We start from the raw sequence: 14,485 nt of genomic DNA, 5'->3' as shown, positions 1-14,485 counted from the left end.
TGCTTCGGGGAACTACCGTCAGGATATGGGAACCCAGGCCGCCTCGGCGCGACCGTTTTCCGTGACCTCGGAGGTCGGAGCCCTGCGCACGGTGTTGCTGCACCGGCCCGGCGACGAACTGCGCCGGCTCACTCCGCGCAACAACGACTCGCTGCTGTTCGACGCCATCCCCTGGGTCGAGCGCGCGCAGCAGGAGCACGACATCTTCGCCGACGTCCTGCGCGGGCGCGGCGTCGAGGTGCTGCTGCTGGCCGATCTGCTGACCGAGACCATCCGGGTCAGCGGGGCCGCCCGGATACAGGGCATCTCCGGCGCGGTGGACGCGCGCAGGCTCGGGCACGGGCTGGCCGACGAGCTCGCGGGCTATCTGCGCACGGTGCCCGCGCCGGAACTCGCGCAGATCCTGATGTCCGGCATGACCTTCGACGAGCTGCCGTTCGGGCAGACCTCTCCGGGGGGCGCGACCTCGCTTGTGCGGCGCATGCACCACGGGCACGACTTCGTCATCGATCCGCTGCCGAATCTGCTGTTCACCAGGGATTCCTCGTTCTGGGTCGGGCGCCGGGTGGCGATCACCTCGCTCGCGCTGCCCGCGCGCATGCGCGAAACCTCGCTCACCGATCTGATCTACGCCTTCCATCCGCGGTTCCTGGGCGTGCGCCGGGCCTACGAATCGCACACCGCGCCCATCGAGGGCGGTGACGTACTGCTGCTCGCGCCCGGCGTGGTGGCGGTCGGAGTCGGGGAGCGCACCACGCCGGCGGGTGCGGAAGCGTTGGCGCGCAGTCTCTTCGAGGACGACCTCGCCCACACCGTGCTCGCGCTGCCGATCGCGCAGACTCGTGCCACGATGCACCTGGACACGGTGTGCACGATGGTCGATACCGATGCGGTGGTCATGTATCCGGCAATTCAGGACTCGCTGTGCGCGTTCACCATTCGCAAGGAGGACGACGGGTCGGTGACCATGCAGGGCCCGGATCCCTTCCTGCCCGCCGCGGCGAAGGCGATGGGCATCGGCAAGCTGCGCGTTATCGATACGGGACTCGACGGCGTGACCGCCGAACGCGAACAATGGGACGACGGCAACAACACCCTCGCGCTCGCTCCCGGCGTGGTGGTCGCGTACGAACGCAACGAGATGACCAACGCGCGGCTCACCGACTCCGGTATCGAGGTGCTGCCCATCCCCGGTTCCGAGTTGGGATCCGGGCGCGGTGGTCCACGCTGCCTGTCCTGCCCGTTGTCGCGTGACGAGGTGTGAATAGCCATGCTGGACATCCCGGTCGACCACCACTCGACGGTTCCGCCGTACGAGCAGTTGCGCCAGGGCATCATCACCCGGGTCCGGTCCGGAGAGCTCGCCGCCGGTACCAAGATCCCCACGGTGCGTGCCCTGGCCGCCCAACTCACCCTCGCGCCCAACACCGTGGCGCGGGCCTATCGTGAACTGGAACAGGACGGCGTGCTCGAAACTCGCGGACGGCTCGGTTCCTTCATCGCCTCCTCCGGTGATCCGACCCGTGATCTAGCCGGACGGGCCGCCACCGAGTACGTGGCGATCATCCGGCGATTGGGCCTGGACGACGAGGCGGCCGGGCGCTATCTGCGCGCGGCGCTCGGCGAAACCCAGGACGGGTTGGGCGCGTAACGGGTTCTACGGGAACCCGGCTACCTCCAGCTGGGCAGCCACAGGTGATCGTGCCAGCTGCCCGGCGTGATCGGCATCGCCGTCAGAATCGGCCACAGCCAGATGAAGTTGGCGATCACCAGCGCCAGGTACAGGCACACAGCCAGCAGGCCGAGACCCTGGCGTTCACTCGGGGGCGTGAAGTAGCCCTGCCAGCCGGGTGCGCCGGACACTCGGCGTCCGCGCGGCGGGGCGTGGCCGAGAATGTCGCCCAGCGCCATTGCCACGCCCATCACCAGGAAGGGAGCCAGCGGCACCGCGTAGAAGAAGTACATCTGCCGGTCCAGCTCCAGGAACCACGGCAGGATGCCCGCGCCGTAGCCCACCAGGATCGCGGCGTATCGCCAGTCCCGGCGAACGATGCTGCGCCACATGGCCCAGGCCAGCAGCGGGAACGCCAGCCACCAGATGGCCGGGGTGCCGATCGCCATGACCGCCTTGACGCACTGGTTCTGGCCGCAGCCGGTCACGCCGTTGTCGGCGTAGTAGTAGAGCATCGGGCGCAGGCCCATCGGCCAGGTCCACGGCTTGGACTCCCACGGGTGGTGATTGCCCGCGGAATTGGTGAGTTCGCGGTGGAAGGTCAGGACCTCGCCGCCGTAGTACCACAGGGAGCGCAGCGCGTCCGGCACCCAGGAGAAGTCGCCGCCGCGGCCCACCCGCACTCCGACCGCGTACCGGTCGTAGCTGGTCTCACCGGCGAACCAGGCCCAGAAACTACCCAGGTAGATCAGGACGGGCAGCACCATGAGCGAGTAGATCGTCGGACCGAGATCGCGCACCGCGACACCCGCCCACGGCCGCGCCACCCGGTATCCGCGCCGTGCGGCCAGATCGAAACCGAGGCTGAGCGCGGCGAATCCGATCACCCAGTAGGCGCCGGACCATTTGGTGCCGCAGGCCAGGCCGAGCAGGACGCCCGCGCCGAAACGCCACCAGCGCACGCCGAATCGCGGTCCGTAGGCGCTGTCGTAGAGGCGGCCCTGCACGTCGACCAGGGCCATGCGCATGCGCATCTCGTCGCGGTCCACGATCAGGCAGCCGAAGGCCGCGGTCACGAACAGTGCCTGGAAGATGTCGAGCATGCCGAGGCGCGAGGAGACGAAGGTGAGGCCGTCGGCGATCAGCAGGATGCCCGCGAACGCGCCGATCAGCGTCGAGCGGGTCATGCGCCGCACGATGCGAATCACCAAGAGCACCAGGATGGTTCCGGACAGGGCCGCGGTGAACCGCCAGCCCCAGCCGTTGTAACCGAACAGGGCCTCGCCGATCGCGATCATCTGCTTGCCGATCGGCGGATGCACCACCAGCCCGTAGCCCGGGTTGTCCTCGATGCCGCCGCCGTTGAGCACCTGCCAGCCCTGTGGCGCGTAATGCTTCTCGTCGAAGACCGGCGTCTTCGCGTCGGTCGGGTAGTTGAGCATGATGAACCGGGTGAGACCGGCGATCGCGGTCAGGAACAGCGTGACGGCCCAACCGCGCGCCCAGTCGGTCGGCCCGAAGTCTGGAGTGGGCCGCAACGGTGCCGGACTCGAGAGCGCCGCCCCCGCCTCCGAAGCTGCCGGTCGCGTGTCGGTCACCTGGGTCACGGCATCGATCGTATGCGGTGGCAGCCGTCAGGTCCCGCCCGGTCAGTGGGCCGGTGTCGCGGATCGGGCGGGCGCGGGCGCCCGAATGGTCCGGTCGCGGTGAGGTCGGCACGGGGTACGTGGGGTCGGCGTGGTCGCGATCGTCGCGGGAGTGTCGGGCTCGGGGAGTTGTCGTGGCGAGTCGAGTGGTGCTGGCTGTGTCGGAGTCGTGATTGCTTGTGAGGGGCTGTCGAGGTGCAGGTGGTGGTGGTTTGTGCGGGACTTCGGGGGCGCGGGGTGGTGGTTTGTGCGGGACTGCGGGGTAATGGCTTGCTCGGGTCACGGTGTGCTCGGTGTAGGGCCGTGGAGAGCTTGTGAAGAAGCCGCGGCCGGCAACGCGGAGGGTCGGCTGGTGGTCGCCTGTCGCCGGAGGGCCGGGTTCGGGGTGGCCCGTATGCTGGCGGCGGGCAGATGGTCGGTCGTGGGCCGGGGGATCGGCCCGCGGTAGTGGTGGATGCGTCCGGTCCTCGTGGTCGGCTCGCACTGGTGGGTCCGCGGTGGGCGAGGCTCGGCGGAGCGCCGGTCGGCGGATCGACGAATGACGACGAACGGGAGTGTGATGAGCGCGGAGCCGATCTCGGCCGGCCGGCTGGTGCTGGCCGCGACGCCGATGGGCGATATCGGCGACGCCTCGCAGCGCTTGCGTGATGCGCTGGCGACAGCGGATGTGGTTGCGGCCGAAGACACTCGGCGCACGCGGTCGCTGGCCAAGGCGCTGGGGGTCGAGATCACCGGGCGGGTGGTGAGTTTCTACGACCATGTGGAGGCGGCCCGGATTCCTATGCTCCTGGAGCAGATCGAGTCGGGAAGCACGGTGCTGCTGGTCACCGACGCGGGCATGCCGTCCGTCAGCGATCCCGGCTATCGGATGGTCGCGGCCTGCGTGGAACGGGGCCTGCCCATCACCTGCCTGCCGGGGCCCTCCGCCGTCACCACGGCACTGGCCCTGTCCGGGCTCCCGGTGGAGCGCTTCTGTTTCGACGGCTTCGCGCCGCGCAAGTCCGGCCAGCGCAAGGAATGGCTGCGCACCCTCACCTCCGAGCCACGCGCCGTCGCCTTCTTCGAGGCCCCGCACCGCCTCGCCGACTGCCTCGCGGACGCGGTCGAGATCCTCGGCCCCGATCGCCGCGCCGCCGTCTGCCGCGAACTCACCAAGACCTATGAGGAAGTCGTCCGGGGCAATCTCGCGGAACTGGCGGCCTGGTCCGTCGAGGGCGCACGCGGTGAGATCACCGTCGTTCTCGAAGGCGCGCAGAAGGTTTCGGAAGACCCCGCCGACCTGGTCTCGCAGGTGGAACTCCTCGCCGCGGGCGGTCTGCGCCTCAAGGACGCCTGCGCCGAAGTCTCCGCCGCGACAGGAGCCTCGCGCCGCGAACTCTACGACGCGGTCCTCGCCTCCCGCTCCGCCGAATAGCGCTGCCTCACAACGCCTGATTCAGCCGAGCTCCAGGACATCCAGGGGGAGCGCCCGTAGGAAGTCGGCCGCGTCGAAGGCCTCGGAGACGGTGGCCAGACCGGTGGTTTTCGACTTCCCGTATAGCACACGGTCGACCGCCTCTCCTGCCAGGACGGCGCTGAACTCGTAGATGTCGCGGCCGCCGGCCCGCACGCGGGTCTGCTGTTCGCCCCACCTGACCGCGACCTCGACCAGGAACCGCTGCGCCGGGCCGTGTTGCTCGCCGGGCGAGGACACATGGAGGTACGCGTTGACGGCCCGGGTGGGCAGGTGCCTGGCGATCGTGACGACGTCGGCCGTGGGGAACTCGCCCGTCACCTCACATCGGCCGAACGGTGGTGAAAACTGCCATGTCCCAACGGGTTCCGGGGTGCCGGACCGCACATCGAGGTTTCCGTCGACGTACACCACGCGCCGGCCGTCGCGCAGCTTCCCGGCGCGGACCGAGCCCTCGGTCGGCGTCCAGCCGTTCAGCGCGATGGCCACGTTCACCTCATCGGCCGGTGACTGTGCGGCACCGTAGGCAACGCTCGCGAGCAGGTCGCCGAGTGCACCGAAGAAGCCGGTCGCCGGTATGAGCAGCGTGCTGTCCGGTGGTCGAAAGTCGGTGAACGTCCGCCATGCCACGAGTGCCTCGCCTGCGACATCCAGGTAGTGCACGCCGGCCCGCCGGGCCGCGTCGATCAGGGCGGGTGGGGTGTCGCCGAACGGGCCGGCGCAGTTGATGACAGCCGCGACGCCGGTCAGCGCCCGGTCCAGGTCGGCGGGTGCGTCCAGCGATGCGCGGCGCATGTCCGTGCCGGGGTGTTCGGCGGCGAGGTCGGTCAACCGGCGCGCGTCCCGGCCGCAGAGCACGGGTACGAGACCGCGCCGACGCAGATCGGCGACGAGGAGCCGGCCGGTATGGCCGTAGGCGCCGTAGACGGCGACGGGAAACGAGGTCATCGCATGATCATCTCGGTCGGCCACCACGGGTGGGAGTGGCGTGAACGACAGCCTTCGCTAGATTTGCGACATGAGCCCCCATCGGATCGTGATGGTGATCGCGGCCGGCATGCCGATCTTCGAGGCGGCCGTGCCGTGCATGATCTTCGGGGTCGACCGCTCGCACGTGGTGTCCCCCTGGTATGAGTTCTCCGTCGTCGCTGTCGGGGACGATCCGGTTCCGCTGCTGCCCGCCTTCCAGTTCAACCCGGCCACCCCGCCCGGCGACCTGGAGCGCGCAGACACCCTGGTCGTGCCGGCCTGCCTCAACGTGCACGACGGCCCGCCACCCGAATTGGTCGACGTGGTGCGCGACGCCCACCGGCGCGGTGTGCGCATCCTGTCGATCTGTTCCGGTGCGTTCGTCCTGGCCGCGGCAGGCATCCTCGACGGCCGCCGCGCTACCACGCACTGGGTGCACGCCGACGAACTCGCCCGTCGCTATCCGGCGGTCCGGGTCGACGCGTCGGTGCTCTACATCGAGGACGGCAACGTGATCACCTCGGCCGGCACCGTGGCCGGGATCGACGCGTGCCTGCACCTCGTCCGGTCCGATCACGGCGCGGGGGTCGCCGCTGAGGTCGCCCGCCGTATCGTCACGCCCCCGCACCGCGACGGCGGGCAGGCACAGTACTTCCGGCCTGTGGCACCGACCTCCGGTGACGGCTGGCTGGCTCCGCTGCTCGACTGGGCCGCCGCCGAACTGCACCGCCCGCTCACCACCGCCGACCTCGCCACTCACGCCCGCGTGAGCGTCCGCACCATCGAGCGGCGGTTCGCGGATACGCTCGGGCTCTCACCGCTGCAGTGGCTGCTGCAGCAGCGGGTCCGTCGGGCCCAGCAGATGCTGGAGAGCACCGACCACCCCGTCGGACGGATCGCGGCGGCCTGCGGTTTCGGCACGCCCTCCGGCTTGCGCACTTCGCCCGCGTCACCGGCGTATCGCCGACCGTATACCGGCGGACGTTCCAAGCCCGCACCTGAAATCGCTGATCTTGTGGTGGGGTCATCCGCTGTCGTTTGCCAGCTGCCACAACGAATTTCCGCTCTTCGGCGAAAACGCTGGACACGGCTCGACGAGGTTGTTCCACCATCACCGCGCCACGCTGCCGCTCTGGATGCACTGTGCCCCCGGGAAACACCCGGGGGCACAGCGACTGCGGCTGATCAGCTGCTGCGCGAGCCCTGAGGCTGGGGTTCCTCGTGTAGGGCGGCGAGGGAATCTGCTTCGGGGGCAGGGGTTTTGCGGCCGGGGGTCCACCAGTTGGCGGGGCCCATGAGTTTGACCAGGGCCGGGACCAGGAGCATGCGGACCAGGGTGGCGTCGATGATCAGGGCGATGACCATGCCGAGGCCGAGGAAGCGCATGGGGGTGAGGGGTGAGAGGGCGAACGCCGCGGTGATGAGCACCAGAAGTGTTGCGGCGGCGGTGATCACGCGGGCGGTTTGGACCGTGCCGGTGCGGACCGCCTCCTCGGTGCCGGCTCCGGCGTCATGGGCCTCGACCATGCGCGATAGCAGGAAGACCTCGTAGTCGGTGGACAGGCCGAAGACGACGGCCATGATCAGGACCATCATTCCGGCCGAGAGCGGGCCCACGCTGACATGGAGCACACCGGCCAGGTGTCCTTCGTCGAAGATCCAGGTCAGCACGCCGAAAGTGGCCGCGAGACTGAGGAATGCCATGAGCACGGCCTTGATCGGTAGCACCACGGAGCGGAAGGCCAGCGCCAGCATGAGCAGGGTGGCCGCCACCATGACGATGATCATCAACGGCAGTTTGCCCAGGATGGTGGTGACGCTGTCCGCGGTGGCGGCGCTCTCGCCGCCGACGGTCAGCTCCAGCCCGTCCAGCTTCAGGTCGCGAATGCTCGTCACGATGTCCTGGGCCGCGGGGGAGCGGTCGGGAGCCGCGAGTGCCATGTGGATGATGGCCGCGCCGTCCCGGGTGTCCAGGTGCATGGCCTGCTTGACGCCGGGAACGGCGCCGAGCTCACGCAACGCGGTGCTGACGGCGGCGGGCGGCGGTGTGCTGTCATCGGTTTCGCGGACCAGCACGGTCGCGCCACTGTTGGCGGCGGGGAATCGAGCCGACAATTCCTCGACGGCCGAACGGGTCTCATTGCCCGCGGGCAGCGCGGTGTGGTCGATATCGCCGAGGCGCACACCGGTGAGCGGTGCGGCGAGCACCAGCAGCAGCGCGCCGACCGCGATGGCGATCGCACCGGGGCGGCGCATGACGGCGGTGACCACGCGGCCCCAGAACCGTTGGGCGCGAACCTCGGCGCGTTCGAACGCGTCCTCGCGCCAGCTCCACTTGCTCACCCGGGGCCCGAGCAGGGTGAGCGCGGCGGGAAGCGCGGTGACCGACAGCAGCGCCGCCAGACCCACGGCGGCCATCGCGCCGAAGCCGAGCGAGCGCAGCACGGCCTGCGGGAACACGAAGGTGCCGGCGAACGCGCACATGAGCAGCAGCGCGGAGAACATGATGGTGCGCCCGGCGGTGTCCAGCGCCCGGGTGATCGCCTCGGCGACGGTACGTCCCCGGCCGAGCTCTTCGCGGAAGCGGCTGACCACGAAAAGCCCGTAGTCGATGGCCAATCCGAGTCCGAGCAACGACACCACGTTCGTGGCGAAAATGCTGACCTCGGTGAATTCCGCGATGATCCCGACCGCGCCCAGCGCGCCGACCACCGCCAGCGCGCCGACCAGCACCGGAAGTGAGGCGGCAACGACCCCGCCGAACACCAGCACCAGCACGATCAGGGTCAGCGGAATCGAAATCGATTCCGCCAGAATCAGATCCTGCCGCGACTGCACGCTGATGGTGTCGGCCAGCGCGCTGTAACCGGTCAGCTTGGTATCGATGCCCTCGACCCGGAGCTTGTCCGCCATCTGCGGATACACCGCGATGCGCCGGTTGTCGTCACCGGCGGCGAAGATCACCGCGACCGCCTGCCGGCCGTCGGCGGAGCGCAGATACTGCGATCGCGAACTGTTCCAGAAGGTTTCGATGGGGCGATCCAACAGCGTCGGATCGACCTGTGCGACGGCGGCCTGCACCTTGGGGCCGATATCGGCGAGGGTCTGCCCCTCCGGCGCGGTGTAGATCGCGATCACGTCCGGATTCTGCGGACCCAGTCGCTCCTTCACCCACGCGTCCACCTGAGCGGATTCGCTGCCGGGATCGGTGAATCCGGCCGCACTGACCTTCTGCGCCAGCCCCGTGCCGAACAGGCCGAATGCCAATGCGAACAGAATCGCCGCCACCAGAACGGTTTTCGGCCGCGCGATGACGACCCGCGCCCACCCGTTCATGCCGTCCGCCGTTCCGCGCGGGCCGCTGTCGTGCGAGCCGATGCCGATTCGAGCGGGCCGCCGGCCCGGCCGTGGCCGAACTCGGTGCGAGCTGACGGTGCGGCGGGCGAGTGCGCGGCCGCGTGGGCGGCGCTCATGAGGTGGCCGAATCGGCGGGCGTCAGCTCGGATTCGAGGGTGCGCACGATGCGGTCCAGCAGCGCGTCCAGACGTTCGGGGATGCCTTGGCCGTTGCGGGCGGACACGGTGAGCTCGGTGCGTCCGCCGCCCTCGGTCAGGCCGAACAGCAGCGGCATGGCGACGCTGTGCTGCGGCAGCACCCGGACCGAGGTGGGCGTGAAGCCCGGCACGGCCATCGCGTCGTAGTCGTAGCGGCCCATGTGGGAGACGGTGGCGGAGGCCAGGTTCCGGCCGAACCGCGAACCCAGGAAGTTCAGGGTGTGCAGCAGCGCGCGGCCACCGGCCTGCGGCAGCTTGGTGACACCGCCCTCTTCCATCTGGTCGAGTTCGAAGTTCGTGTCCAGCTTGGCGCGCTTGAGCTCGTTGAGCCGCTGGGAATCGATGCCGGGCGGCACATCCAGGAACAGCGGAAGCGCCAGATTGGCGGTCGAGCGCAGCGCCGGATCGTGGCGGCGGATGTCGACCGGAATCATGATGCGGGACACCGGCCCGCCGTCCTCCGCGATCATCGCGGCGACGCGCATCAGCGCACCGGGACCGGCGGCGTCGATGGTGCGGTGCCGCAGCAGATGCCGGTGCTCGCCCGGAAGCTGGCGGCCGTGGCCGACGGCGGCGCGGTAGCGCGGCAGCATCAGCGCCGGACGGCCCGAACGGCCGACCTTGCGGACCAGTTCGACATCCGCGACGGGATCGGTCGCACCGACCGGCTCCTGACCGCGCAGCACACGCAATACGTCCGTGGCCCACATGACCATGCCCATGCCGTCCATGACGCCGTGGAACACCCGGAAGATCAGATTGGTGCTGCCGCCGGTCAGCAGCAGCACCTCGGCGGTGGTCTCCGCGGTGGGCCCGATCGGGCTGGTGAGCACCGGATCCGCTTCCAGCGCAGGGTATTGCAGCGCGTGCGGGAGCACCCGGACGGCAGGCGCGACCCCGGAATCCACCCAGAACTTGCCCTCACGTACAAGGCGCGCACCGGGATTGGCCTCCGACGCGACGGCCACCGCGCGCCGCAGCTGCTCCGGATCGAGCGTGCCGGCGCCCTCGATCGCGAACTGCATCAGGAACGGGGGCGCGAGATCCCGCATGGGGAAGTAGATGAGTTCGGTGGGGGAGATGGGGCGGCGGAAGGTGCTCATGCGGTCTACTGCTCCTGCTGCGCGAGATGATCGGCGGCCGCACGCCGGGTGCGGCCGCCGGGGGTCTACTAGCGAATGCCCTTGGTCAATTCGACGACGCCGCCCTGGGTTTCGAGCCAGGCCAGGAAATCGGTGAGACCGGCGGACCGGTCCACGACCGGCGCGTAGCCGAAATCGCGGGTGGCGGCCGAGGTGTCGTAGGTGGCGGTGCGGGTCATCAGCGCCACCACGTAGCGCGAGAGCGGTGGTGACCAGCGGACGGCGACATACGGTATGCGCCAGATGGTTTCGATGAGTGCCACCGCGCCCTTGATGACGCGCGGATTCGGCTGCCGGGAGGGGCGTTCGTAACCCAGGCCCTCGGCGACCTCGCCGAGGAAGCCCCACACGTCGGTCTGCTCGGCATCGGCGACGAAATACGCCTTGCCGCCGACGCTCTCGGAGCGGGCCGCCAGCACGCAGGCCTCGACGATATTGTCGACGTGGCACAGCGAGGCGTACACCTTCTTGCCGAAGGACAGATCCGGCAGACTGCCCGCCGCGGCGCGGCTGAGCAGTCGCACGATCGGCCCGGACCGGTCGCCCGCACCCCAGATGGCCCGGGGACGCAGTGCGCACGTGGTGAAATCGGCGCCGTTCGCGGCCAGCACCAGCCGTTCTGCGGCGGCCTTGGTCTCGGAGTAGAGGTTCAGGTACCGCTGCGGGTACGGCAGCGATTCGTCGACGTTCACCTGGTCGCCGCCGTCGCGATCCATGAGCGCGCTGGGGCTGGAGATGAATACGAAGCGCCCGGCGCCGTTGCGGCGCGCGGCGTTCACCAATTGCTGTGTGGCCGTGTAGTTCTCGGCCGCGAACTGAGCGCGGGTGCCACGCTCGTCGACCCGGGCGGCGCTGTGGAAGACCACGTCCACGCCCTTGGTGGCGCGCTCGAGCGACACCTGATCGGTGAGGTCGCCGTGGATCACCTCGATCCGGTCGATCACCTCCGCGAGATCGCCCAGATTGCTGGTGGGCCGAGCCAGAATGGCCACGTCGTACTCGCCGTCGCGGACCAGGCGGCGCACCAGCGCGCCGCCGAGGAAGCCGGAAGCTCCGGTTACCAGCGCCTTCATGCTGCGGTCTCCTTCGGTCCCTGTGTCTTCCACCAGGTGAGGCCGAAGATCTGCGTCAGCACGGCGGTCCGCACCGGTGAACGGCCGGACGCGGCGGATGCGCGCAGGGCCGAGGGGATCTGCGCGGCGTGCACCACGATGCTCAGGAAGGCGTCGATCCAGAAGATCGCGCGCAGCAGCCGATTGGCCGGGGCGCGATCGGTGAGCGCCGCGATCAGCCCGGCGGCCAGGTACAGCCAGCCGAGGATCGGAATCGCGCGAACGGCGGTGACCTTCATCGTTTTTCGTCCTTCCCGAGCTGCTCGGCCGCCCAGGTCGCCAGCTGCTCGCGGCCGATCTTGGCATTGTGCCGGATGTCCACGGGGAACTTCGGATGGAACAGGAACCGGGAAACCCCTGCGGTGACCTCGAATTCGGCGGCCCGCTCGCGCAGTCGCCCGGCGAGCGCGGTGGCGTTCGCCCCCTCCTCGGTCTCCACGCACAGCACCGGCACCTGCGCGCCTCGTTCGCCGACGCCGACCAGCGCGGTCCGCGCGACTCCGCCGAGGGTGTTGAAGACCTGCTCCACCTGCACCGAGAACATCGGGCCGTCCGCGGTGTGCACGCGCTGACTCTTGCGTCCGCAGAACCAGATTCGGCCGTCGTCGTCGATCCAGGCCAGATCGCCGGTGCGGTGCCAGACCGTCTCGCCCTCGTGGATCTTGCCGACCAGGTTGGCCTCTTGCGGCCAGTAGTACCGGGTGCTCACGTTCGGCCCCGCCACCACCAGCTCGCCGATGCCGCGGGTGGCGACCAGCTCGGATTCGCGGGCCTGCACCAGGTCCCAGGTCGGCAGCGCCTCGTCGGTGATGGCGACCAGCCGGGCGCGCACCCCCTCGGCCGGACGTCCGATGCAGGTGCCCTCGCCGCGGTGGGCGCGCTCGACCAAACCGCCCAGCAGTTCTCGCGATTCGATGGTCGACATCGGCAGTGCCTCGGTGGATCCGTATCCGGCGTGCACCTCGGCGTCCTCGGGCAGCACCTGGCGCAGTCGCGCGATGCACCAGTCCGGGACGGGCGCGCCGCCGGAGTAGATGCTGTGCAGCGTCGGCACCGTCGCCTTGCGGGTCTCGAGGTGCTTCAGCAGCGGGATCAGGACGGCGGGGGAGGCGAACATGGTGCGCACCCCGAACCGGTTGATCGCGTCCACCACGTGCGCCGGATCGGTCGAGCCGACCTGGCTCGGAATCAGCGGCGGCAGCACGCATCGCGAGCCGAGCAGCATGTCCAGGATGCCGACCAGCGGCAGCGTGATCAGCGAGGTGCCGGGTGCGACGCGGTTACGGGCCGCGTCCACCTGATCGATCATGGAACTCAGGTTGCCGTGCGTCATCTCCACGGCCTTGGCGGGACCGGTGCTGCCGGTCGTGTAACCGATGAGCAGCACCTCCTCCGGCGGCGCGGGCACGCGATCCAGCAGTGTGGCGGCATCGATCGGCGTGGCGACCGTCTTCTTCGCGCGGCGTGCGAGGACGGAGCGCAGCAGTTCGCTTCGCGCGCCGGCCTTTTCGGCCAGCGTGGGGCGGGCGGCGGCAGCGGGTGCGTCCCAGCTCTGCAGGGTGGCGCCGCGCCAGAACCAGCGCGGTCCCACCGTGATCGGCACGCGCACCTCACGGAAGTACCTGCGGAACAACACCCGCGCGGCATGCGCCTGCGGAATGCCGATGAAGGCTTCGGCATTGGCGGCGCGCAGGCAGTTCAGCATCTTGCGCAATCCCATGCCCGGGTCGATGACCACCGGGATGGCGCCGATCTTCAACAGTCCCAGCATGATCGCGTACAGCTCGGGGCTCGGCAGCACCAGCACGATGGTGCGGGTGCCGCGCCCGACACCGGCGTCGGCCAGGTGCAGCGCGATGGTGTCGGACCACTGGTCCAGCTCACGGTAGGTGAGGTGCCGGTAGTCCGGGAGCCCGGAGGCGGTGCTTCCCTGGGGGAAGATCACCGCCTCACGGTCCGGATCGGCGGCCACGACCGCGCGGAAGCGGTCGATGGCCTGCCAATAGGTTGCGGTTCTCACGCCGCGGCCCCCACCGGCGCGGGGAGACGGTAGAGCACGGCCGCGGCGGTCGGACCGCCGCCGGCGGCGACGAACAGCACGTGCGAGTACGCGGCGAGCGCCTCGCTCCGGACGGCGGCGTCGTACGCCAGCGGCAGCGCGGCGGTGTGCGGATCACCCTGCGACAGGTCGGGGGAGAAGACCGCGCCGGCCGCGAGGCCGAGCTCCCCGGCCAGTCGCTCGCCGAAACCCCGGGTCGGGGTGGACGAGATCAGGGCGGTGGTGCTCAGGTCGATTCCGGTGTCGGCCAGCGCCTTTCGCGCCGCGTCGGTCGCCACCGACAGCAGCCGGCCCTCGAAATCCGGGACCCGGTCCACGGTCATCAGCCCACGACCCTTGTCGCCCATCTGCGCGACGTCCACATAGGACTCCACGACGGGGCCGCCCTTGCCCGCGACGGTGTGCACGCGGCCGAAGCCCTCGTCCTCGTCGGTGTGCTCCAGCAGCAGCGCGGCGCCCGACGTGGCATAGGGGAATTCGCTGTCACCGGCCGGTCGCGCCATGGACGGGTGGGTGTCGCCCGAGACGATGAGCACGTGCTCGGCGCTGCCGGTGGCCAGCACCGCCTGTGCCACCTGCACGGCGTTCAGCACGCCGGAACCGGCGTTCATCAGGTCGAAGGAGAACGACCGCGGATCTTCCTTCACGTAGTCCAGGCCGATGCCCGCGGCCTTCTGGATGAGTGCGGAGACGGCCGGCTCGACGGTGTTGTTATCGCGGAAGATGCCCGCGTTGATCAGCACGCCGACCTGGCCGGGCTCGACCCCGCCCTGCTCCATGGCCCGGCGCGCGGCCCGGCCGCTGAGCTCCACGATGCTGAGAGTGTCGGTGTCCCGGCTGATTCCGGTGGATTTGATGCGCACGCCCATATCGGAACC

The 14,485-nt window shown here is 69.8% G+C and carries 12 protein-coding genes; 4 read left to right on the top strand and 8 right to left on the bottom strand.

From position 1 onward, the window contains the following. Positions 1 to 25 precede the first annotated feature (25 nt). Positions 26 to 1,264 (top strand): arginine deiminase, encoded by a 1,239-nt coding sequence (gene arcA / locus NJ1_RS23445; RefSeq protein WP_067697942.1) that lies wholly within the window; start codon positions 26 to 28, stop codon positions 1,262 to 1,264. A gap of 6 nt (positions 1,265 to 1,270) precedes the next feature. Beyond that, positions 1,271 to 1,651, top strand: coding sequence for a GntR family transcriptional regulator (locus NJ1_RS23440; protein ID WP_067697940.1), 381 nt, complete (start codon positions 1,271 to 1,273; stop codon positions 1,649 to 1,651). Positions 1,652 to 1,671: 20 nt separating this feature from the next. Here NJ1_RS23440 and NJ1_RS23435 read toward each other — a convergent pair whose 3' ends face one another. Next, positions 1,672 to 3,279 (bottom strand): dolichyl-phosphate-mannose--protein mannosyltransferase, encoded by a 1,608-nt coding sequence (locus NJ1_RS23435; RefSeq protein WP_067697938.1) that lies wholly within the window; start codon positions 3,277 to 3,279, stop codon positions 1,672 to 1,674. 577 nt (positions 3,280 to 3,856) lie between these two features. On the opposite strand from NJ1_RS23435, the gene rsmI reads away from it, so the two are divergent. Then, positions 3,857 to 4,732, top strand: a complete 876-nt coding sequence (gene rsmI / locus NJ1_RS23430) for a 16S rRNA (cytidine(1402)-2'-O)-methyltransferase (RefSeq protein WP_245717544.1) — start codon at positions 3,857 to 3,859, stop codon at positions 4,730 to 4,732. A gap of 21 nt (positions 4,733 to 4,753) precedes the next feature. Here rsmI and NJ1_RS23425 read toward each other — a convergent pair whose 3' ends face one another. Then, a complete protein-coding gene (locus NJ1_RS23425) occupies positions 4,754 to 5,719 on the bottom strand; it encodes a saccharopine dehydrogenase NADP-binding domain-containing protein (RefSeq protein WP_067698032.1) in 966 nt (321 codons plus the stop codon). Positions 5,720 to 5,789: 70 nt separating this feature from the next. Here NJ1_RS23425 and NJ1_RS23420 point away from each other — a divergent pair, with 70 nt between their 5' ends. Beyond that, a complete protein-coding gene (locus NJ1_RS23420) occupies positions 5,790 to 6,947 on the top strand; it encodes a GlxA family transcriptional regulator (protein ID WP_157574174.1) in 1,158 nt (385 codons plus the stop codon). On the opposite strand, the gene NJ1_RS23415 is transcribed toward NJ1_RS23420, so the two are convergent. The 6 genes from NJ1_RS23415 to NJ1_RS23390 form a co-directional block, all read right to left on the bottom strand. Then, positions 6,926 to 9,076, bottom strand: a complete 2,151-nt coding sequence (locus NJ1_RS23415; protein WP_067697934.1) for an MMPL family transporter — start codon at positions 9,074 to 9,076, stop codon at positions 6,926 to 6,928. The genes NJ1_RS23420 and NJ1_RS23415 overlap by 22 nt on opposite strands. A gap of 133 nt (positions 9,077 to 9,209) precedes the next feature. After that, on the bottom strand, positions 9,210 to 10,397 hold the full coding sequence (locus NJ1_RS23410) for a peptide synthetase (protein WP_067697932.1): 1,188 nt from the start codon (positions 10,395 to 10,397) through the stop codon (positions 9,210 to 9,212). Between the two features lie 68 nt (positions 10,398 to 10,465). Further along, positions 10,466 to 11,509: an NAD-dependent epimerase/dehydratase family protein gene (locus NJ1_RS23405; protein WP_067697930.1), complete on the bottom strand. Its 1,044-nt coding sequence runs from the start codon at positions 11,507 to 11,509 to the stop codon at positions 10,466 to 10,468. Next, positions 11,506 to 11,787, bottom strand: coding sequence for a hypothetical protein (locus NJ1_RS23400; RefSeq protein ID WP_067697928.1), 282 nt, complete (start codon positions 11,785 to 11,787; stop codon positions 11,506 to 11,508). Before NJ1_RS23400 ends, NJ1_RS23405 begins: the two co-directional genes overlap by 4 nt. After that, on the bottom strand, positions 11,784 to 13,568 hold the full coding sequence (locus NJ1_RS23395) for a fatty acid CoA ligase family protein (RefSeq protein ID WP_157574173.1): 1,785 nt from the start codon (positions 13,566 to 13,568) through the stop codon (positions 11,784 to 11,786). Before NJ1_RS23395 ends, NJ1_RS23400 begins: the two co-directional genes overlap by 4 nt. Continuing rightward, positions 13,565 to 14,476 (bottom strand): beta-ketoacyl-[acyl-carrier-protein] synthase family protein, encoded by a 912-nt coding sequence (locus tag NJ1_RS23390; RefSeq protein ID WP_067697926.1) that lies wholly within the window; start codon positions 14,474 to 14,476, stop codon positions 13,565 to 13,567. Before NJ1_RS23390 ends, NJ1_RS23395 begins: the two co-directional genes overlap by 4 nt. Positions 14,477 to 14,485: the final 9 nt, after the last annotated feature.

The sequence above is a fragment of the Nocardia jejuensis NBRC 103114 genome, from assembly GCF_001613145.1.
GTDB classification, from domain to species: Bacteria; Actinomycetota; Actinomycetes; order Mycobacteriales; family Mycobacteriaceae; genus Nocardia; species Nocardia jejuensis.
Note: the sequence above shows the minus strand (reverse complement) of the source record. Positions and strands in the feature narration are given on the sequence as shown.